The sequence below is a fragment of the Saccharothrix tamanrassetensis genome (assembly GCF_014203665.1).
Lineage (GTDB): Bacteria > Actinomycetota > Actinomycetes > Mycobacteriales > Pseudonocardiaceae > Actinosynnema > Actinosynnema tamanrassetense.
This window is the reverse complement of record NZ_JACHJN010000002.1, coordinates 802899-821538: the sequence shown is the minus strand read 5'-3', so window position 1 is coordinate 821538 and position 18640 is coordinate 802899. Positions and strand designations below refer to the sequence as shown.

The 18640-nt window shown below is 71.2% G+C and carries 23 protein-coding genes; 8 read left to right on the top strand and 15 right to left on the bottom strand.

What is annotated here, in order from left to right; all coding sequences use genetic code 11:
- Window positions 1-36: 36 nt before the first annotated feature.
- The 3 genes from FHS29_RS08780 to FHS29_RS08770 all read right to left on the bottom strand — a co-directional run bounded on the left by FHS29_RS08780 (window position 37) and on the right by FHS29_RS08770 (window position 2377).
- Entirely contained in the window at window positions 37-837 is an 801-nt protein-coding gene (locus FHS29_RS08780; RefSeq protein WP_312864826.1) for an SAM-dependent methyltransferase, read from the bottom strand.
- A gap of 204 nt (window positions 838-1041) precedes the next feature.
- Window positions 1042-1788 (bottom strand): S1 family peptidase, encoded by a 747-nt coding sequence (locus FHS29_RS08775; protein WP_184689857.1) that lies wholly within the window; start codon window positions 1786-1788, stop codon window positions 1042-1044.
- Between the two features lie 190 nt (window positions 1789-1978).
- Window positions 1979-2377, bottom strand: coding sequence for a hypothetical protein (locus FHS29_RS08770; protein WP_312864825.1), 399 nt, complete (start codon window positions 2375-2377; stop codon window positions 1979-1981).
- A 255-nt stretch (window positions 2378-2632) separates the two neighbouring features.
- On the opposite strand from FHS29_RS08770, the gene FHS29_RS08765 reads away from it, so the two are divergent.
- A complete protein-coding gene (locus FHS29_RS08765) occupies window positions 2633-3577 on the top strand; it encodes a diacylglycerol/lipid kinase family protein (protein WP_184689854.1) in 945 nt (314 codons plus the stop codon).
- 363 nt (window positions 3578-3940) lie between these two features.
- Window positions 3941-4195, top strand: a complete 255-nt coding sequence (locus FHS29_RS08760; protein WP_015104912.1) for a WhiB family transcriptional regulator — start codon at window positions 3941-3943, stop codon at window positions 4193-4195.
- A gap of 131 nt (window positions 4196-4326) precedes the next feature.
- On the opposite strand, the gene FHS29_RS08755 is transcribed toward FHS29_RS08760, so the two are convergent.
- Window positions 4327-5823: a PAS domain-containing sensor histidine kinase gene (locus tag FHS29_RS08755; protein ID WP_184690115.1), complete on the bottom strand. Its 1497-nt coding sequence runs from the start codon at window positions 5821-5823 to the stop codon at window positions 4327-4329.
- Complete coding sequence (locus FHS29_RS08750; RefSeq protein WP_184689853.1) at window positions 5824-6039, bottom strand: biotin/lipoyl-binding carrier protein; 216 nt, start codon at window positions 6037-6039, stop codon at window positions 5824-5826.
- A 166-nt stretch (window positions 6040-6205) separates the two neighbouring features.
- On the opposite strand from FHS29_RS08750, the gene FHS29_RS38450 reads away from it, so the two are divergent.
- Window positions 6206-6280: a 50S ribosomal protein bL37 gene (locus FHS29_RS38450; protein WP_096498094.1), complete on the top strand. Its 75-nt coding sequence runs from the start codon at window positions 6206-6208 to the stop codon at window positions 6278-6280.
- A gap of 444 nt (window positions 6281-6724) precedes the next feature.
- Here FHS29_RS38450 and rsrA read toward each other — a convergent pair whose 3' ends face one another.
- Window positions 6725-7033 (bottom strand): mycothiol system anti-sigma-R factor, encoded by a 309-nt coding sequence (gene rsrA / locus FHS29_RS08745; protein ID WP_184689851.1) that lies wholly within the window; start codon window positions 7031-7033, stop codon window positions 6725-6727.
- Window positions 7030-7632, bottom strand: coding sequence for a sigma-70 family RNA polymerase sigma factor (locus FHS29_RS08740; RefSeq protein ID WP_184690114.1), 603 nt, complete (start codon window positions 7630-7632; stop codon window positions 7030-7032). The genes rsrA and FHS29_RS08740 overlap by 4 nt, the downstream gene beginning before the upstream one ends.
- A gap of 260 nt (window positions 7633-7892) precedes the next feature.
- Here FHS29_RS08740 and ybaK point away from each other — a divergent pair, with 260 nt between their 5' ends.
- Complete coding sequence (gene ybaK, locus FHS29_RS08735) at window positions 7893-8372, top strand: Cys-tRNA(Pro) deacylase (protein WP_184689849.1); 480 nt, start codon at window positions 7893-7895, stop codon at window positions 8370-8372.
- A gap of 59 nt (window positions 8373-8431) precedes the next feature.
- Here the strand turns inward: ybaK and FHS29_RS08730 are convergent, their stop codons facing one another.
- Window positions 8432-9043 (bottom strand): alpha/beta hydrolase family protein, encoded by a 612-nt coding sequence (locus FHS29_RS08730; protein WP_184689847.1) that lies wholly within the window; start codon window positions 9041-9043, stop codon window positions 8432-8434.
- Window positions 9040-9801, bottom strand: a complete 762-nt coding sequence (locus FHS29_RS08725; RefSeq protein ID WP_184689846.1) for an SOS response-associated peptidase — start codon at window positions 9799-9801, stop codon at window positions 9040-9042. Before FHS29_RS08725 ends, FHS29_RS08730 begins: the two co-directional genes overlap by 4 nt.
- A gap of 84 nt (window positions 9802-9885) precedes the next feature.
- Between FHS29_RS08725 and aroA the strand changes: the two genes are divergently transcribed.
- Both aroA and rsgA read left to right on the top strand, forming a co-directional pair.
- Window positions 9886-11151, top strand: a complete 1266-nt coding sequence (gene aroA / locus FHS29_RS08720; RefSeq protein WP_184689845.1) for a 3-phosphoshikimate 1-carboxyvinyltransferase — start codon at window positions 9886-9888, stop codon at window positions 11149-11151.
- A gap of 2 nt (window positions 11152-11153) precedes the next feature.
- Window positions 11154-12161, top strand: a complete 1008-nt coding sequence (gene rsgA, locus FHS29_RS08715) for a ribosome small subunit-dependent GTPase A (protein WP_184690113.1) — start codon at window positions 11154-11156, stop codon at window positions 12159-12161.
- Here rsgA and FHS29_RS08710 read toward each other — a convergent pair.
- Window positions 12158-12367 carry a hypothetical protein gene (locus tag FHS29_RS08710; protein WP_184689844.1) on the bottom strand — a complete coding sequence of 70 codons (210 nt, stop codon included), beginning with the start codon at window positions 12365-12367 and terminating at the stop codon, window positions 12158-12160. The genes rsgA and FHS29_RS08710 overlap by 4 nt on opposite strands.
- 91 nt (window positions 12368-12458) lie before the next feature.
- Window positions 12459-14084, bottom strand: coding sequence for an L-glutamate gamma-semialdehyde dehydrogenase (pruA, locus tag FHS29_RS08705; protein ID WP_184689843.1), 1626 nt, complete (start codon window positions 14082-14084; stop codon window positions 12459-12461).
- A gap of 37 nt (window positions 14085-14121) precedes the next feature.
- Between pruA and FHS29_RS08700 the strand changes: the two genes are divergently transcribed.
- Entirely contained in the window at window positions 14122-14490 is a 369-nt protein-coding gene (locus FHS29_RS08700) for a VOC family protein (RefSeq protein ID WP_312864824.1), read from the top strand.
- 10 nt (window positions 14491-14500) lie between these two features.
- Here FHS29_RS08700 and FHS29_RS08695 read toward each other — a convergent pair whose 3' ends face one another.
- Genes FHS29_RS08695 through FHS29_RS08685 form a run of 3 tightly spaced genes read right to left on the bottom strand, consistent with a single transcriptional unit; the run spans window position 14501 to window position 17041 of the window.
- Entirely contained in the window at window positions 14501-14992 is a 492-nt protein-coding gene (locus FHS29_RS08695) for a DUF6912 family protein (protein ID WP_184689841.1), read from the bottom strand.
- Window positions 14989-16374, bottom strand: a complete 1386-nt coding sequence (locus tag FHS29_RS08690) for a WS/DGAT/MGAT family O-acyltransferase (RefSeq protein ID WP_184689840.1) — start codon at window positions 16372-16374, stop codon at window positions 14989-14991. The genes FHS29_RS08695 and FHS29_RS08690 overlap by 4 nt, the downstream gene beginning before the upstream one ends.
- Before the next feature lie 10 nt (window positions 16375-16384).
- Window positions 16385-17041, bottom strand: coding sequence for a phosphotransferase (locus tag FHS29_RS08685; RefSeq protein WP_184689839.1), 657 nt, complete (start codon window positions 17039-17041; stop codon window positions 16385-16387).
- A 122-nt stretch (window positions 17042-17163) separates the two neighbouring features.
- Between FHS29_RS08685 and FHS29_RS08680 the strand changes: the two genes are divergently transcribed.
- Window positions 17164-17913 carry a TrmH family RNA methyltransferase gene (locus tag FHS29_RS08680; protein WP_184689838.1) on the top strand — a complete coding sequence of 250 codons (750 nt, stop codon included), beginning with the start codon at window positions 17164-17166 and terminating at the stop codon, window positions 17911-17913.
- Window positions 17914-18165: 252 nt separating this feature from the next.
- Here FHS29_RS08680 and FHS29_RS08675 read toward each other — a convergent pair whose 3' ends face one another.
- Complete coding sequence (locus tag FHS29_RS08675) at window positions 18166-18612, bottom strand: HAD-IA family hydrolase (protein WP_312864823.1); 447 nt, start codon at window positions 18610-18612, stop codon at window positions 18166-18168.
- Window positions 18613-18640 lie beyond the last annotated feature (28 nt).

Sequence of the window (18640 nt, the reverse complement as noted above, 5' to 3'; positions counted from 1 at the left end):
TGTACAGCCGGGGTGACGGACGGCTGCGGTGAAGCTTCAGCTCTTGACGCCCACCGCGCCGTAGTTGATCGTCTCCGCGCCGGTCGAGGCCTCACCCTCGCCGCGCCACCGGGTGGCCAGCACCAGGCCGGGCTCCAGCAGGTCGAAGCCCGCCAGCACGGGCTCGATGTCGGACCGGGACCGGGCCACGACCGGGGTCAGCGCCTCGGCGACCACGGCGACCAGCTTCTCCACCAACTCCGGCTGCACGTCGGCGGTCAGGTGGCTGACCACCAGGTGGCTGCCGGGAGCCATCGCGGCGCGGTAGCGCGCGACCACCTCGGCAGGCCGGTCGTCGTCCGACAGGTACGGCAGGATCCCCACCATCAGCACGCCCACCGGCTCGGACAGGTCGAGCAGCCTGCGCACCTCCGGCGAGCAGAGCACGGCGTCGGGGTCGCGGACGTCCGCCTCCACCATGGCCACGCTCGGGTTGCCGCGCAGCATGGTGCGGCCGTGGGCGACGGTCGCCGGCTCGTTGTCCACGTACACCACGCGGCAGGTCGGGTCGGCCTGCTGGGCGACCTCGTGCACGTTGCCCGCGGTGGGGATGCCGGAGCCGAGGTCGAGGAACTGGCGGATGCCGTTCTCCACGCACACCCGGACCGCGCGGCGCAGGAACGAACGGGTGTGCTGGACCATCTCGGCGGTGGGGACGAGCTTCGTGAACTGCTCGGCGAACGCGCGGTCGACCGCGAAGTTGTGCGCGCCGCCGAGGTAGTAGTCGTACAGCCGGGCCACGTTGGGGCGCTCGGCGTCACCACTCGCCGAAACCCACCTCGGGGGGATTTGCACCACGCACCTCACCCTGAACGCTTCCGGAGCGGCGCGAACGCCAGCCGAACGGTATCCGGCTACTCCGTTCGTGTCCATCCGCCAATCGTGAACACGCAGGGTGATTGTGACTGGTGAACCGGTGGAAATCCAAACCCCGTGGTGCCCGGCCGAGGGGGCGGTGCAGGGAGAAAGGGAGTCAACCCCCTCGGCCGGGAAGTGGTGTCGTCAGACGCCCGCGTAGGAACGGATCCAGTCGCGGTAGCGGGTGACGGCGGTGTAGTTCGACGTGCGGGAGCGGTCGCTGGTGGACGCCACGCCCACCTGGTAGCGCTTGCCGTCGACCGGGCTGGTGGCGAACATCGGGCCGCCCGAGTCGCCGCCGGCGGCGATGCCGTCGACGCGGGTCACCGAGATCGCCACGCCGCCCCGGTAGTCACGCCCGTTGACCGAGGTCACCCGGGTGTTGGCCACCTTGAGGTAGCGGGACTGGCAGTTGATCTCGGGCTGGTTGGTGCAGGTCGCGCCCCAGCCGTAGAGCTGCACGGTCTGGCCGGTCTGCACGGCGCTGGTGGTGCCCAGCGGCGCGTAGGTGGCCGACACCGACCGGTCGAGCTGCGCGAGCGCCAGGTCGACCGACGGGTGCTGGATGATCCGGGTCGCGGTGACCAGGGTGCCGCCGGTGGTCTGGTCGAGGCTGCCGACCCGGAACGTGTAGGTGCCGGAGCTGGCCACGCAGTGCTGCGCGGTCAGGATCCAGGTCGGGGCGATGATGGTGGCCGAGCAGTTCTGCTGGCCGTTGCGGAAGAGACGGGCCGCCCAAGGGGCGTTGCCGGCGGTGCCACCACCGATGATGTACGGCGTGACGTCGGACTCCTGGGCCTGTGCGGCAGGGGCCAGGGTGGTCATCGCGAGTGCGGAGATCAGTGCGGTGGCTGCTCCGACCACCGCGGACAGGGCGCGATTCAATCGCATGTACTTGTCACCTCGACGAACGCAGGGAGTGGTGAAATCACCATCCACAGCGTCACTCGTCAAGGTGAATCCGAACACCCGCCGTTAGTTGGCGTTCAGCCAGCCGATAGTCGGCGTCCGAATGGCCCTACTCGCCGGTTTCGTACCCTTTTGCTATGCCATTCGTTTGCCGCGCCTGGCGTCCGGTGGGTCACTCGTCCGCTTCGTCGACGCCCAGCGCCCACCGGCGCACGGGGGCGGTGAACAGCAGCACGATCACGACCACGACGTACAAGCCGAGCAGGGCGCCGTACAGCTGCTGACCGGATGGTCCGTACGTGTACCAGGCGACACCCAACAGGAGGAGCTGCACGACGATCGCCGGCGTGCGCGCCCAGTGCTTCGCGAGCACCAGGCCGATGCCGGCGGCCAGCACGCCGCCGCCCAGCACCGCGAAGTACGCGGCCTCCCCCAGCACGTCGCCGACGTGGTCCACGGCGAACGCCCGGATCACCAGCGCGACCGCGAAGGCCAGTCCGACGAGGCCCTGCAAGGCGGTCAGCACGCCGGCGGTGCGGACCTCGCGCGGGATCCGCTTCTCCTGTGTCACGCTGGGCCTTTCCTCACGGTGCGTACTCGTCACGCATCGTAGGCCACCCGGTTGGCGAGTCCCGTTCCACCGTCCCAAGAGCGAAGATCAAGGGAGTTCCTTGGCAAGCCGGCGGTCGGGCCGGGGTGCACTTGTCGCGGGGACCTCCGCAGCGGTACGCGGGAAGGGAGATCTGGACCACTTTCGTGCGCCCTGAACCCTCCTCCGGGTGAAGCGCAACCTGTGCCGGGTCACGCGCTGTCCTACCCTTCAGTAGTGCGCGCACTTCTGGTGGTCAACCCGCAGGCGACGGCGACCACGCCTGCCGGCCGGGACGTGCTCGCGCACGCGCTGGCCAGCGATGTGAAGCTCGACATCGTCGAGACGAACTACCGCGGGCACGCGGCGGACGCCGCCGCGCAGGCCGTGGTGGACGCGTACGACCTGGTCGTGGCGCACGGCGGGGACGGCACGGTGAACGAGGTCGTCAACGGCGTGCTGCGCAACGGCAGCGGGCCTGGCGTGCCGATGCTGGGCGTCGTGCCCGGCGGGTCGGCGAACGTCTTCGCGGGCGCCCTGGGGTTGCCCCGCGATCCGGTGGAAGCCACCTACCGCCTGTTGCAGGCCATCGAGCACGGGACCAGCCGGAAGGTCGGGCTCGGCCGGGTGTCCTCGGCAGGCGCGGGTTCGTCGTACGACCGGTGGTTCACGTTCAACGCGGGTGTCGGCTGGGACGCCGACGTGGTCGCGGGTGTGGAGGAGCAGCGCGCCAAGGGGCGCGAGGCCTCACCGGCGCTGTACGTGCGGACCGCGTTCGCCAGTTATGTGACGCAGCGGCGGCACCCGTCGCGGTTGACCGTGCGGATCCCGGACGAGGAGCCGTTCGAGGACGTGCGGCTGGCCTTCGTGTCGAACACGGACCCGTGGACCTACCTGAAGGACAAGGCCATCCGGCTCAACCCGAGCACGTCGTTCGACGGTGATCTCGGGCTGTTCGCCCTGCGTGCGCTGGGTCTGCCGACAATTACCCGCTACGTGACGCATCTTCTGGCCACGGACGGGAACCCCAAGGGCGCGAACCTGCTCAGGCGTGACGACGTCGAGTTCGTCAGGGTGACGAGCCCCGAGCCGGTCAACCTGCAGGTGGACGGCGACCTGCTCGGCGTGTGCACCGAAGTGGAGTTCACGTCGGTGCGGCAGGCGCTCACGGTCGCGGTGTGACCGGGCGGAGGTCGGACGGGCACGGTTCGACCGGCTGAGATCCGACGGGCACGGTTCGACCGGCGGGCTCGGATCCGACGGGCGGGCCGGGGTTCGGGCGGGCCGGCGCCTGGCGGCGAGAAGATCACTGCGGTGTGACCGTGGTGTGACCGGAGCGCTACCCATCCGCGATGTCGTGGCCTGTAGCGACACCGCAGAGTGAAAGCCGGCTGAACCCAGTCGATCTTTCGGGTGAGTTCACTCACCGGGTTAGTGCTAACCCCTTGACATCCCGGCCGTTCGTGAAAGCATTCACAAGCACCCCAAAAACCGACCGCTGACGAGTGGCGTGCCTTGAGCGCGCCTAGCTGAGGAGTAGTTCCAATGGACTGGCGCCACCGCGCGATCTGCCGCGACGAGGACCCCGAACTGTTCTTCCCCGTGGGGAACAGCGGTCCCGCGCTCCTCCAGATCGCCGAGGCGAAGACCGTCTGCCGCCGTTGTCCCGTCGTCTCCGACTGCCTCGCGTGGGCACTGGAGAGCGGCCAGGACGCCGGCGTGTGGGGCGGGATGAGCGAAGACGAGCGCCGCGCGCTCAAGCGTCGCAACGCCCGGACCAGGGCTCGCAGCAACGCCTGAGCGTCGCGCACAACGCAGACGAAAGGCCCGACACCGTGCCAGGTGTCGGGCCTTTCGCTTGTGTTGCACACCCTCCCGCATGACCACGTGACTCCGCTGAGGTAGGTCGTCACGTGTGCACGGGGGTTAGTTTAACGCCGCGCTCTGAGCGGTACGCGCAGGACCGCCTCTGTACCGCCTCGGGGCCTGCGCCGCAAGCTCAGACTGCCCCTGAGTTCGGATTCCACCAGGGTCCGCACGATCTGGAGACCCAGCCGGTCGGTGCGTTCCAGCGAGAAGCCCGGCGGCAGGCCCTTGCCGTCGTCGGAGATCACCACGTCGAGCCATTTGGCGGAACGCTCGGCGTGCACGACCACCTCGCCGCGCTCGCCGGCGGCGTAGGCGTGCTCGAAGGCGTTCTGGACGAGTTCGGTCAGGACCATCACCAGCGGGGTGGCGAGTTCGGCCTGGACGATGCCGAACGGCCCCTCGCGCCTCACCACGACCTGGGACTCGGTGGCCGCCACGTCGGACATCATCGGGATGACCTTGTCCACGACGTCGTCCAGGTCGACCCGCTCGTCGACGGACATGGAGAGCGTCTCGTGCACCAGGGCGATGGACGTCACCCGGCGGACCGACTCGGCGAGGGCCTCGCGAGCCTCTTCGGAGCTGGTGCGCCGGCTCTGCAGGCGCAGGAGCGCGGCCACCGTCTGGAGGTTGTTCTTCACGCGGTGGTGGATCTCGCGGATGGTCGCGTCCTTCGACATGAGGGCGCGGTCCCGGCGGCGGACCTCGGTGACGTCGCGGCAGAGGACGAGCGCACCCGCGGCGCTGCCTCGCGGGCGCAGCGGCAGGGCGCGGAAGAGGACGGCCGCGCCTCGCCGGGATTCGGCTTCGATGCGCATGCTGGGCTGGCCGTCGAGAGCCGACCGGATGCGCTGGGCTACCTCGGTGGCGTCGAACGGGTCGCCGATGAGGGACCGGGTGAGGGGTGCCAGGTGCACACCGACCAGGTCGGAAGCGTGGCCCATGCGGTGGTACGCGCTCAGGGCGTTGGGGCTGGCGAACACCACGGCGCCGGAGGCGTCCAGGCGGATCAGGCCGTCGCCGACGCGGGGGCTGGTGTGCACGTCCGGGGACGGTTCGGTGGTGGGGAACGTGCCGTCGGAGATCATCTGGCAGAGGTCGGCGGCGCTGCCCAGGTAGGAGATCTCCAGGGGGCTCGGCACGCGCGGGACGGCCAGGTTGGTGTTGCGGCTCAGGACCGCGATGACCTCGTCGTGGTGCTTGACCGGGTCGTGGCGCTTCACCGGGATGGCTTCACGGCGGACCGGGACGCCGAGGTGCCAGCGCGGGTCCTCCTCGCGGCAGATGCGCGACTCGGCCATGGCCCGGCGGAGCTGGGGGTGCTCCTCGACGTCGACCGTGCTGCCGACCACGTCCTCGGGGTGCGCGGTCGGGGCGGTGGTGGGGCGGGCTTGGGCGACGCACAGGAAGGTGGTGTCGTCCAGCGGCACCCACAGGAGGAAGTCGGCGAAGCTGAGGTCGGACAGCAGCTGCCACTCCGCGACCACCAGCTGCAGGTGGTCGACGGCCGCACCGGAGAGCTTGGTGTGCTCGGCCAGCAGGTCGGTGAGCGTGGACAGCTACTCCACCACCGCGATCAGATCGCCCTCTTGCACGACGTCGCCCTCTTTGACGGTGATGCGGCTGATCCGGCCGGAGCCCTCGGGGAGGACCGGGATCTCCATCTTCATGCTCTCCAGGATGACGACGGTGGTCTCGTGGGTGACGTCGTCGCCCTCTCTGACGGCGATCTGCGCCACGTTGGCGACGATCTCCGCCCGGATCTCCTCGGCCATCGCTCTCCTTCGCTCGGACGCCATCCAACCACGGTTCAGACCCCGCGCCGGGTGGAGGTCTCGGCGTGACACACTGGTGTGAAGCAATCTGAGCACGAAGCGGATCTGGGCATGTCGCAGATCTGAGCACGGCAAGAAGCAATCTGAGCAGCACTAGGAGAACCCCATGTCGAAGCGTGCCCGCAAGCGCCGCGACCGCAAGAAGGGTGGCGCCAACCACGGGAAGCGCCCCAACGCCTGATCTGTGCAGGTGCGGCTTGGGCCGTCCGGGAGCTGTGGCTCCGGGGCGGCCCTTGTTGTTGGGGCGGGGTGGGGGCGAGGTCGCAGCGGGGATGGTGTGCAGGGCGTCCTCGGCGGACGGGGCCTCGTCCGAAGGGCGTAAGGGCGTCCTCGCCGGACGGGCAGACCGCCAAGGATCTCCACAAGAGCCCTGCGAAGCTCTTTGAGCTTTGAGGGCGGTGGTCTGCGTGTCATCCCCGTATGGCCAGGTCAAAGACAACCACATGCGTCAAGGGCAGATCGATGTGGGTGTTCGGTGGTCGCGGGTTCGATCTGCCCTTGACACATGCGGTTCCCTGCGGGCAGGCCATACGGGGATGACACGCAGAGGCAGAGGTGTGCGCTGGCGCGCGGCCGACTGGCCGGGCGCGCGTGGCGCGGCCCGAACCGCGGGGTGTGGGTGGGGTCAGGCGTTGTCTGCGGTGGTGCGGGCCTCTACCTCTACCTCGATCGTCTCGACCTCGACCGTTGCCTGGTGGATGCGGGCGCGGAGGCGTTGTTTCAGTTCCTCCGGGGCGTGTTCGCCGCCGCACTTCTTGGCCAGGAGCGCCTTGAGGTGCTCGTCGAGGCCGTACTGCTCCAGGCACGGGTGGCACTCGTCGAGGTGGGTCTGGAGCAGTTGCTTGCGACGTTCGTCGCATTCGTGGTCGAGGTAGAGCCAGACCTCGGAGAGGACTTCCGAGCAGTCGGTCTCGTGGGGTTCGCCGCAGCTCATCGGCCCGCCACCTCCGATTGACCGTTGCGGAGGAAGCCGCGTTCGCGGGCGACGTCGGCCAACTGTTCGCGTAGCTGCCTGCGGCCCCGGTGCAACCGGGACATCACGGTGCCGATGGGGGTGCCCATGATGTCTGCGATCTCCTTGTAGGCGAAGCCTTCGACGTCCGCCAGGTATACCGCGATCCGGAATTCCTCGGGGAGGCGCTGGAGGGCTTCCTTGACGTCCGAGTCGGGCAGCCGGTCCATCGCGTCCATCTCGGCCGAGCGCAGACCGGTCGACGTGTGGCTCTCCGCCTGGGCCAACTGCCAGTCGGTGATCTCGTCGGTCGGCTGCTGCAGCGGCTGGCGCTGCTTCTTGCGGTAACCGTTGATGTACGTGTTCGTCAGGATGCGGTACAGCCAGGCCTTGAGGTTCGTGCCCTCCGAGAAGGACGCGAAAGCCGCGTACGCCTTGAGGTAGGTCTCCTGGACCAGGTCCTCGGCGTCGGCCGGGTTGCGGGTCATCCGCAGGGCAGCCGAGTAGAGCTGGTCGAGCATCGGCATCGCGTCGCGTTCGAAGCGCGCGACGCGTTCGGCCGTTGTCTCGTCCGTCGGCATGTCCTGCGTTCGCGTGGCTGGCACCGCGCTCCCTTCCCACCGGCTGCTGGGCGCGGTGGCTGAAGCTGTCTGGGACGTATTCGAGGATACGCGCCGGTCGCCCGGTCGGCAGGGAGCCGAACCACGCGGCGGTCTCGTCGCGCTCGGCCTGCTGACCTGCTGTTCCATCACCTCGGTTGCCACGTCGACCAGTAACGCGAACGCCTCGCCGGGCATTCCCGCGTGCTGCGGCTGCGGTGGGGGCACTAGGGTTCGCGCCCATGGCTGGACGTGGGACGCCTGCCACGGCGTTGCTGTACAAGCAGAAGGTGGCGCACGAGCTGCACGCCTACGAGCACGACCCCCGGCACGAGTCTTACGGGCTGGAGGCGGCCGAGGCGCTCGGGATCTCACCCGATCGGGTGTTCAAGACACTCGTGGCGGAGGTGGACGGGAAGTTGGCGGTGGGGGTGGTCCCGGTCACCGCGCAGTTGGACCTGAAGGCGCTGGCCTCGGCGGTGGGCGGGAAGAAGGCGAGGATGGCCGAGATCGCGGCTGCCGAGCGTGCCACCGGGTACGTGGCGGGCGGGATCTCGCCGCTGGGGCAGAAGAAGAGGCTGCCGCTGGTGCTCGACGTCTCGGCGGAGGGCTTCGGGACGATCTTCTGCTCGGCGGGGCGGCGGGGGCTCGAGGTCGAGATCGCGCCGGATCAGTTGGTCAAGCTCACGCAGGCGGTTGTGGCGGCGATTGCGAGCCGTTGACGACCGGAGCGCACCCGGGTCGGTGTGTCCGGCGGGGCAGGCGGGGTCTGCGCTGAGGGCTAGTCGAGGGGGCGCAGGATGCGGTCGAGCCACTCGCCCACGGCTCGTTGGAGGCCTTCCAGGTCGGCTTTGAGGTTGTGGTCGCCGGGCAGCAGGACCACCTCGCGGCGGTGCGCCGGGGTCGGGCAGCCGAAGGGGTCGTTCTCGCCTTGGACCACCAGGGCCGGGACTTCCACGGCGTCGAGTTCGGGTAGGCGGGACTTGTCCGGCTTGCCGGGCGGGTGGACCGGGAAGGCCAGGCAGAGGACCGCTACGGCTTGGCCCTCGGTGGACGTCCGGCAGGCGACTCGGGCGCCGGAGGACCTGCCGCCGAACAGCAGGGGCACCTCGTCGAACCAGCGGGCGCCCAGGTCGTCGGCGACGGCCAGCCAGCAGGTGTCGAGCTGTTTCGCGGGGGCGGGGGCCCGGCGGCCGGCCACCCGGTAGGGCTGTTCCACCAGGGCGACGTGCACGCCCGCGTCCACCGCCGCACGGGCCGCCGCCACCAGGTCCGGGGCGGAGATGCCGCCGCCCGCGCCGTGGCCCAGCAGCAGGGCCGCACGACCCTCGGGGGCGCAGTGCAGTTCCGCCCTCGCCGGGCCGTGCGGCGTGTCGACGGTGGTGCGGGTCATGACAGCTCGAACAGGGTCGGTTCGGGCTTCTCGTCGTCGGTGAGGCTCACCGCCGCCATCAGGGACGGGTCGTTGTTCTTGATGCTGTTGACCTTCATCGACACCGGCCGCAGCTCCAGGGCGTCGACCAGGTCCGAGTCCGGGACGAGGAGGTCCTTCGGGTCGGTGCTGTCCGGGTCGAGCCAGGCCGCCCAGCGGTCGGCGGGCAGGACCAGCGGCATCCGGTGGTGGACCTGGGTCATCTCGCCGATGGCGTCGGTGGTGAGCACGGCGCAGGTGATGATCGGTTTGCGCTCGTCGCCCTCCTGCTTCCACCACACCGACCAGATGCCCGCCATGGCCAGGCTGGAGCCGTCGCCGGGGTTGATGAAGTACGGCTGCTTGCGGCCCTCCCCCGGCTGCCACTCGTACCAGCCGTCGGCCGGGATCAGGCAGCGGCGCTTGGCCGCCGAGTCGCGGTAGGCGGGCTTCTCCAGCACGCTCTCGGAACGGGCGTTGATCATCTTCGCGGCGCCGGACAGGTCCTTCGCCCAGTGCGGGACCAGACCCCAGCGCATCACGCGCACGCTGCGCTCCGTGACTCCCGGGTCGGGGTTGCCCTCCTCGTCCCGGGGGTGGCGTTCCACGACCGCGAGCACCGACTTGGTCGGCGCCACGTTGTAGTCCGGGCCGGGTGCTTCGCCCTCGGTGCCGTCCACCGCGTCGAACTCGGCGGCGAGCAGCGCCGGGTTCTTGGTCGAGGCGTACCTCCCGCACAAAACCGATCACCTCCGATTGGTCATCGTCGCACGTCGGAACCACCGGTGCGAGCCACCGACCAAGCGATGCGGAATCATCAGGCCATGACTTCGCAGTGGTCCGCTCCCACCGCCGACGGCCCCGTGCACGCGACGGTACCCGTGCCCGGCTCCAAGTCGATCACCAACCGCGCCCTGGTGCTGGCGGCGCTGGCCGACGGGCCGTCCGCGCTGCACGCCCCGTTGCGCAGTCGGGACACCGAGCTGATGGCGGCGGCACTGGTGGCGCTGGGCACCGGGATCACCGCCGGGCCGGACGGGTCGTGGCTGGTCACACCGCACGCTATGCGCGGGCCGGCGGCGGTGGACTGCGGGCTGGCGGGCACCGTGATGCGGTTCCTGCCGCCCGCCGCGGCGCTGGCCGTGGGCGAAGTGGTGTTCGACGGCGACGAGCACGCGCGGGTGCGGCCGATGGGCACGATCCTGAACGCGTTGCGGGCGTTGGGCGCGGACATCGACGGTGAGGCGCTGCCGTTCACGTTGCACGGCAAGGGCGGGCTGCCGGGCGGGGACGTCACGATCGACGCGTCGGCCTCCTCCCAGTTCGTCTCCGGGCTGCTGCTGTCGGGCGCGCGGTACGAGGGCGGCGTGACCGTGGTCCACGACGGGAAGCCGGTGCCGTCGTTGCCGCACATCGAGATGACGGTGTCGATGCTGCGGGAGGCCGGTGTCGTCGTGGACGACTCGTCGGCCGACCTGTGGCGGGTGGAGCCGGGTGCGATCGCGGGGCGGGACTGGCGGATCGAGCCCGACCTGTCGAACGCCATGCCGTTCCTCGCGGCGGCGGCGGTGACCGGCGGCGAGGTGACCATCCCCGGTTGGCCCGAGGCCACGACCCAGCCCGGCGGCGCGGTGGGCGACCTGCTGGCGCGCCTGGGCTGCGACGTCGTGCTGGACGACCGCGGGCTGACCGTGCGGGGACCGGAGCGGTTGTCCGGGCTGGACGTCGACCTGCGGGACGAGAGCGAGTTGACGCCGACCGTGGCAGCGCTGGCGGCGCTGGCGGACGGGACCTCGCGGATCCGCGGCGTCGCGCACATCCGCGGGCACGAGACGGACCGGATCGCCGCGCTGGTGGCCGAGGTCAACCGGCTGGGCGGTGACGCCGAGGAGACCGAGGACGGGCTGGTCGTCAGGCCCCGGCCGCTGCGCGGCGGGCAGTGGCGGGCCTATGCGGATCACCGGATGGCGACCGCGGGTGCCATCATCGGGCTGGTGGTGCCCGGCGTCTCGGTCGACGACATCGGGTCCACCACCAAGACGATTCCGGACTTCCCAGGGATGTGGGCGACGATGCTCGGAGTGCGCTGACCGTGGGGCAGGACTGGCGGCGGCTGGACGAGTCCGACGTGCGGGTGCGGCCGGGCAAGGGCACCCGGCCGCGCAGCAAACGCCGCCCGGAGCACGCCGACGCGGTGCCGGCGATGGTCGTCGCCGTGGACCGCGGGCGTTGGACGTGTGCGCTGGAGGGCGACCCCGAACGCCTCGTCACCGCGATGCGGGCGCGGGAGCTGGGGCGCACGCCGGTCGTGGTCGGCGACCGGGTCGGGTTGGTCGGCGACACGTCCGGGCAGCCGGACACGTTGGCGCGCATCGTGAAGGTGGACGACCGCCGGTCGGTGCTGCGGCGGACCGCCGACGACACCGACCCGTTCGAGCGGGTGGTCGTGGCCAACGCCGAGCAGCTGGTGATCGTGTCGGCGTTGGCCGATCCCCAGCCGCGCCGGGGTTTCATCGACCGGTGCCTGGTCGCGGCGTACGCGGGCGGGCTGGAACCGCTGCTGTGCCTGACGAAGTCCGACCTCGCCCCGCCCGACGAGCTGCTGGCCGCGTACGCCGAGCTGGACCTGCCGGTGGTGGTGACGCGGTCGGACGTCGACCCCGACGAGCTGCGGGGACGGTTGGCGAACCGGCTCTCCGCGCTGATCGGGCACTCGGGCGTGGGCAAGTCGACCCTGGTCAACAAACTCGTGCCGGACGCGAACCGGGCGGTGGGCGTGGTGAGCGGGGTCGGCAAGGGGCGGCACACGTCCACCCAGGTGGTCGCGCTGCCGTTGCCGGAGGGCGGGTGGGCGGTCGACACGCCGGGCATCCGGTCGTTCGGGCTGGCGCACATCACGCCGGACGACATCGTGGCCGCGTTTCCGGACATGAAGGCGATGGCCGAGGAGTGCCCGTCCGGGTGCGGGCACCTGGGCGCGCCGGCAGACCCGGACTGCATGCTGGACGAACTGGTCAAGACCGGTGAGGCGTCACCCGGCCGGCTGGCCTCGCTGAGGCGGCTGCTGGAGTCGCGGGGCAAGTACGACGAGTACGACTAGTCGCCGCGCGCGGGTTCCTCCTCGCGTGCGCGGCGCAGGTCGCCTGCCGAGCGGGCGAACCAGAACGCGAACGGCGCGGCGAGGACGCCGAAGCCCGACATGGACCAGCCGGCCCGTGTGTCTCCGAGGGCGATGTGGTAGATGCCCAGCGCCAGCAACGCCACAGCGGCCAGTGACACCATGAACGCCTGAAAGGGCAACGGCATTCGGCGGTCCAGTGCCTCCAGGGCTTCGCGTCTTCTCCGGTTCACCCCAGGTGGTTTCCCTCCTCCGCCGCGCGCCACACCTGCCGGACCGCTAACCCATGTGCGGGTAGGTGTGGTCCGTCGCCGGGACGAAGGTCTCCTTGATCGAGCGCGGGCTGATCCAGCGTTGCAGGTTGAAGATCGAGCCCGCCTTGTCGTTGGTGCCCGAACCCCGGCTGCCGCCGAACGGCTGCTGCCCCACGACGGCTCCGGTGGGCTTGTCGTTGACGTAGAAGTTCCCTGCGGCGTAACGGAGTGCGCGGCCGGCCTGCTCCACGGCGGCACGGTCGGTGGCGAAGACGGCGCCGGTCAGCGCGTACGGCGTGGAGGTGTCGACCACGTCCAGGATGTCGGCGAAGTCGCCGTCCTCGTAGACGTACACGGACAGGATGGGGCCGAAGTACTCCGTGGTGAAGACGTCGTGTTGCGGGTCGGTGCCGACCAGGACGGTGGGCCGCACGAAGTAGCCCACCTCGTCGTCACACGTGCCGCCGGCCAGCACCTCGACGGTGTCTTCCTGTTGTGCCGCTTCGAGTGCGGCCTTGTGCTTGGCGAACGCGCGGGCGTCGATCACCGCGCCGCCGAAGTGGCTGAAGTCCGTGACGTCGCCGTAGGACAGGGAGTTCGTCACGTCCGCGAGCTGGTCGCGGATCTCCGCCCAGACGGAACGGGCGATGTAGGCGCGGGACGCGGCGGAGCACTTCTGGCCCTGGTACTCGAAAGCGCCGCGGACCAGGGCGGTGACCAGAGCCCCGCGGTCGGCGGACGGGTGGGCGACGACGAAGTCCTTGCCACCGGTCTCGCCGACGATCCGGGGATAGGCGCGGTAGCTGTCCAGGTGGTCGGCCATGGTGCGCCACAGCGCTTTGAACGTCTTGGTGGAGCCGGTGAAGTGCAGTCCGGCGAAGTACGGGTCGGCCATGGCGACCTCGCTGACCGCGTGACCGTCGCCGGTGACGAGGTTGACCACGCCCGGCGGCAGACCGGCTTCCTCCAGCAGGCGCATCGTGTAGTGCGCGGCCAGCTGCTGCGTCGGCGACGGCTTCCAGACGACCGTGTTCCCCATCAGGGCGGGGGCGAGCGGCAGGTTGCCGGCGATGGCGGTGAAGTTGAACGGCGTGATGGCCACCACGAAGCCGTCCAGCGCGCGGTGGTCGAACCGGTTCCACATGCCTGCGCTCGACGCGGGCTGCTCGGCCAGCAGGCGGCGACCGAAGTGCGCGTTGAAGCGCAGGAAGTCGATCAGCTCGCACGCCGAGTCGATCTCGGCCTGCTGGACCGACTTGGACTGGCCGAGGATCGTGGCCGCGTTCAGGGTGTCCCGCCACGGGCCGGCGAGCAGGTCGGCGGCCTTGAGCAGGACGGCGGCGCGCTCGTCGAACGGCAGCTCCTGCCAGCCCGGTGCGGCCCGCTTGGCGGCCCGCACGGCGTCGGCCACGTCCTCGTTCGTGGCCTGCGCCGTGACGCCGAGGACGTGCCGGTGGTCGTGCGGCTGCACGACGTCGACCCGGTCGCCGCCGGCCATCCGCTGCCGGCCGTCGACGGTCATCGTCAGCTCGTGGGCGGTGCCCTCCAGCTCGGCGACCCGGCGTCGCAGGGACTCCCGTTCGGGGCTGCCCGGTGCGTACTCGCGGACGGTTTCGTTGACCGGTTCGGGTACCGAGGTGACGGCGTCCATGCCGCCATCGTGGCACGCGGTAGTACGGTGCGCAGCCGTGGCGAAAGTGACCGGCATCGGCGGGGTGTTCCTGCGCGCCCGCAACCCCGTGCGGTTGGCCGGGTGGTACCGCGAGCACCTCGGCGTGCCGATGAACGACCACGGCGCGGTGACGTTCCACTGGGAGGCGGCGGAGACGACCACGTTCGCGCTGTTCGCGCAGGACACCGACTACTTCGGCGAGCCGGGGCAGCGCGCCATGCTCAACCTGCGCGTCGACGACCTGGCCGCGCTGCTGGGCCGGCTGCGCGAGCGGGGCGTCGAGGTGCTGCCGCAGACCGAGGACTCGGAGTTCGGCCGGTTCGGCTGGGTGGTCGACCCGGAGGGCAACCGGGTCGAGCTCTGGGAGCCCGCCCCCGGCATGTGAGGAGTGGGGGTTACATCAGGTCCAAGGCGAAGGGGAGTTCCTGGACGGCGTACCAGGCCAGCTCGTGGTCCTCGGCCTCGCCGAGCGCGAACTCGGCGTCGGGGTCGCCCAGGTCGGCCGCGTCGATCACCTCCGCGGCGTCCCGGACCGCGTCCTCGGCCTCGGCGGTGTCCAGGTGGATCGCCGCGATGTCCTTCAGCGGCACCGCCCCGACGATCTTGACCACCGAGAAGTCCAGGTCCGGGCGGAGCTTCACGTCCGCCACGTCCACCGACACGACCGCCCGGCGCGGCACCGCCTTGTCCTCCGCCGCCAGCAGCCGCAGCGACGCACGCGCCGCGTCGAGCATCGCCGAGTACTCCAGCTCCTCCGTGTCGCCGGTCGCGTAGGACTCGCGCAGCGCGGGAGTCAGCGCGAAGCCGGTGCCACCGACCGGGGTGAACTCGCCGCGCTCCAGCATGTCGCGCAGCATCGCGACGGTCGCCGGCAGGTACACCCTCATTGAGACACCGTTCCCATCAGTTCCTCCACCGACTCCTCGACCATCGCCGCGAGGACGTCCACATCGGACATCGCGTCCCGGTCGGCGTTCAGGCCGAAGTACACACCACCGTCGTACGAGGTGACGCCGATCGCCAGAGCCTGGCTCTTGGCCAGGGGCACAACCGGGAACATCTCGATCATCTTCGCCCCCGCCGCGTACAGCGGCACCTGGGGACCGGGCACGTTGGTCACCACCACGTTGAACAGCCGCCGGGAGAACGAGCTGGCCGCCCGCGCGCCCAACGCGTGCAGGGTCGGCGGCGCGAAGCCGGAGAACTTCACCAGGGTCTGCGCCGCCACCTGCTGGCCGGACTCCTGGTGGGCGCGCATCGCGTGGCTGACGTGGTGCAGCCGCACGGCCGGGTTGGGTTCGCCGACCGGCAGGTCCACCAGGTACGCCACCACCTGGCTGCCGTTCGCGTCGCCGTCCCGGACGGACATCGGGGCCATCGCGCGCATGGTGGTCTGCGCGGTGACGATCTCGCCCCGCGACAGCAGCCAGTTGCGCAGCGCACCGGCCAGCACGGCCAGCACGCCGTCGTTGACTGTGCCGCCGTGGGTCCGGCGGATGGCGCGGAAGTCGTCCAGGCGGGTCCGGGCCACCGCGAACCGGCGCTGCGGCGAGATGCGGACGTTCAGGGGGCTGCCCGGCGCGGGGGTGGCGGCCGTGCGGACCGCCGACGCGAGCCCGCCCAGCGCACCCGCGACCTTGCGCACCGTGGCGACCGTGTCCATCGCGGCCGACCGGACGTTCTCCACCAGCTCACCGGGCCGCTGCACGACCTCGGCGACCGCGTCCGCGACCAGCTGCAGGCCGCTCGGCTCGGGCTGCGGCATCCACAGCGCCTCCACCGGTCCCCGCGGCGTCGCCGACACGTCCAGCATGACCTGGCCGATCTCCGGCGCGCCGATGCCGTCCACCATCGCCTGGTGGGTCTTGGTGATCACCGCCGACCGGTTCCGGCCCAGGCCCTCCACCAGGTAGACCTCCCACAGCGGGCGGGTGTGGTCGAGCGGGCGGGACATCAGCCGGGCCACCAGGTCGTGCAGCTGCTGGTCGGTGCCCGGCTTGGGCAGCGCGGACCGGCGCACGTGGTAGGTCACGTCGAAGTCCGGGTCGTCCACCCACACCGGGCGGGCCAGCCGGCCGGGCACGTGCACGACCTTCTGCCGGTAGCGCGGCACCAGCGCCAGCCGCTGCTCGATCAGGTCGACCAGCCCGTCGTAGTCGAAACCCGCCTTCGGCCTGCGGAACACCGCCACCCCACCGACGTGCATCGGCGTCGTGGAGTCCTCCAGGTACAGGAACGAGGCGTCCAGCACGGACAGGCGGTCGGGCATGCGGTCCAGGCTAGCCGCTGCAGCTCGCCACGAGCCGGTGCACGGCGCTGACCTCGATCGGGTCGCGGGTGTGCCGGGCCAGCCGGATCTCCGCGGCGGCCGGCATCGCCCTGCGCACCTCGCGGTCCACGCCGGACAGGAAGCCGCGCGTCAGCCGTGACCGGGCGAGCCGCTTGAACGGCCGCAGCGGGGCCACCGCGATCGCCAGCCAGCTCAGCGCGACGTCCACCCTGCGGTCGCCCTTCTGCGCGCAGGCCCAGTCGACCACCACCGGTCCGGCCGGGCCGAGGACGACGTTGCCGGGGTGCAGGTCCAGGTGCAGCAGGCGGCCCTCGCCGGGCAGGAAGTCGGGCGCCTGGACCTCGTCCAGCCTGCGGTGCAGGTCGGCGAGCTCCCGGCCGAGAGCGCCCGCGCGCCACGGCTTGGCGTCCAGCTCCTGCGACATGCGCGGGCCGGGGACGTACTCCATGACCAGGTCCGCCGCCGAGGCGTCGTGCACCCTGGGCACCGGTATGCCGCGCGCGCCGAGGTAGCGCATCAGGCGGGCCTCGGGCTCGGCGTCGCGACCGGTGCGGCTGCGTTTGAGCAGCAGGCCGTCCGGCCGCAGGTAGACGTCCGCCTCCCGGCCGCTGGCCAGCAGACAGTGCGCCTCGTCGCGCGGGGTCATGTGACGATCATCATCATTGACAGCGCGGAAACAAGCCCCCATTGGATGGAGGACGCTGTTCCGCGTGGCCGCGACTGCCGGGCGGCCACGCCGCCACGCGGGGGGCGCGGCAAGATGACGCGGTGGAGATCTCGCCCAAAGACCGCTTCGTCACCGTCTACGGCCGCAAGCCCGTGCTGGAAGCCCTGGACGACCCTCGGCTGGAGGTGGACAAGGTGCTGCTGGCCGAAGGGGCTCGTGGTCCGGCGGCGAAGGAGATCCTGGACGCCGCCGGCCGCCGGGGGGTGAAGGTGCAGCGGGCCACGGCCCAGCGGGTGAAGGTGCTGGCCGGCAACGGGCGGCACGACCAGGGCGTTCTCGCGGACGTGGTGGCACCCCGGATGCTTCCGCTGGCACACGCGCTGGAGCAGCGGCCACGCGGGATCCTGCTGCTGGACGGCATCACGACGCCCGCGAACGTCGGCATGATCCTGCGCACCGCGACCGCCGCCGGCATGGACGGCATCGTCGTGCCCCGTCGGGGCGTCGCCTCGATCGACCCGCTGGTGGTCAAGGCGTCGGCCGGGGTGGCGTTCCGGGCGCCGGTGCTGAAGTGCGCCACGGCCGGTGAGGCGGCGGCCGAGCTGAGCGCCGCCGGGTACCCGATCTACGCGCTGGACGCGAACGCGCGCGACTCCCTCTACACCGCGGACCTGCCCGAGCGGGCCGCGTACGTGCTGGGCAGCGAGACCGCCGGGATCTCCGACGACGTGCGGTCGCACGTGACCGGGTGGCTGTCGATCCCGATGGCGGCGGGCGTCGAGTCGCTGAACGTGGCCAGTGCGGCGGCCGTGCTGTGCTTCGAGGTCGTCCGGCGGCGCGCCGGGCGGTGAGCGGCGAAATACGGCGCGGGCGCCGGAGGGCCACTCCGACACCCGCGCCGCTTCACGACGGGCCGATCCGGCGTCACGAACCACCGACGCGATGGCCGTCGGCGTGCGCCGTCCCGGTCGACCCGCCCCGGCATCGCGCTGCCGACGACTCGTGGCGGGCGTGACCGTGCCGAACGTACGTCGGCGCGCGGATTACCGACAATTCACCGCCAGGGTGGAATACCGCAGCGGAACGTCACCGCTGGGCCGCGCTCAGCCCAGGAGGGGTACCGCCAGCAGGATTTCCAGTTCCGCGAGGGTGGACCGCACCGACCGGTGGTGCACGCCCACCATGCCGGCCGCCGCCGCGCCCCGGACGTTGACCGCGAGGTCGTCGACGAACACGCAGTCCTGCGGCGCGAGACCGAGCCGTTCGGCGGCCAGCAGGTAGCTGCGCCGGTCCGGCTTGGCGAACCCCACCTCCCCGGAGGTCACCACGACGTCGAACAGGTCCTGCCACTCGACCGGCGGGGCCCACAGCCCGTCCGCGTTGGACAGGATCGCCGTGCGCACGCCACGCCGCCGCAGCGACCCCGCCACCTCGGCCAGCGGCGGCAGGGTCGCACCGGGGTCGCCGCCGAAGTCGCCGCCGAAGTCGTCACCGGGGTCGTCGCCGAAGTCCGTGAGCACCCCACCGAAGTCCAACACCAGCCCGCGCACACCTACCTCCAGCAGGTGATCCCGGTAC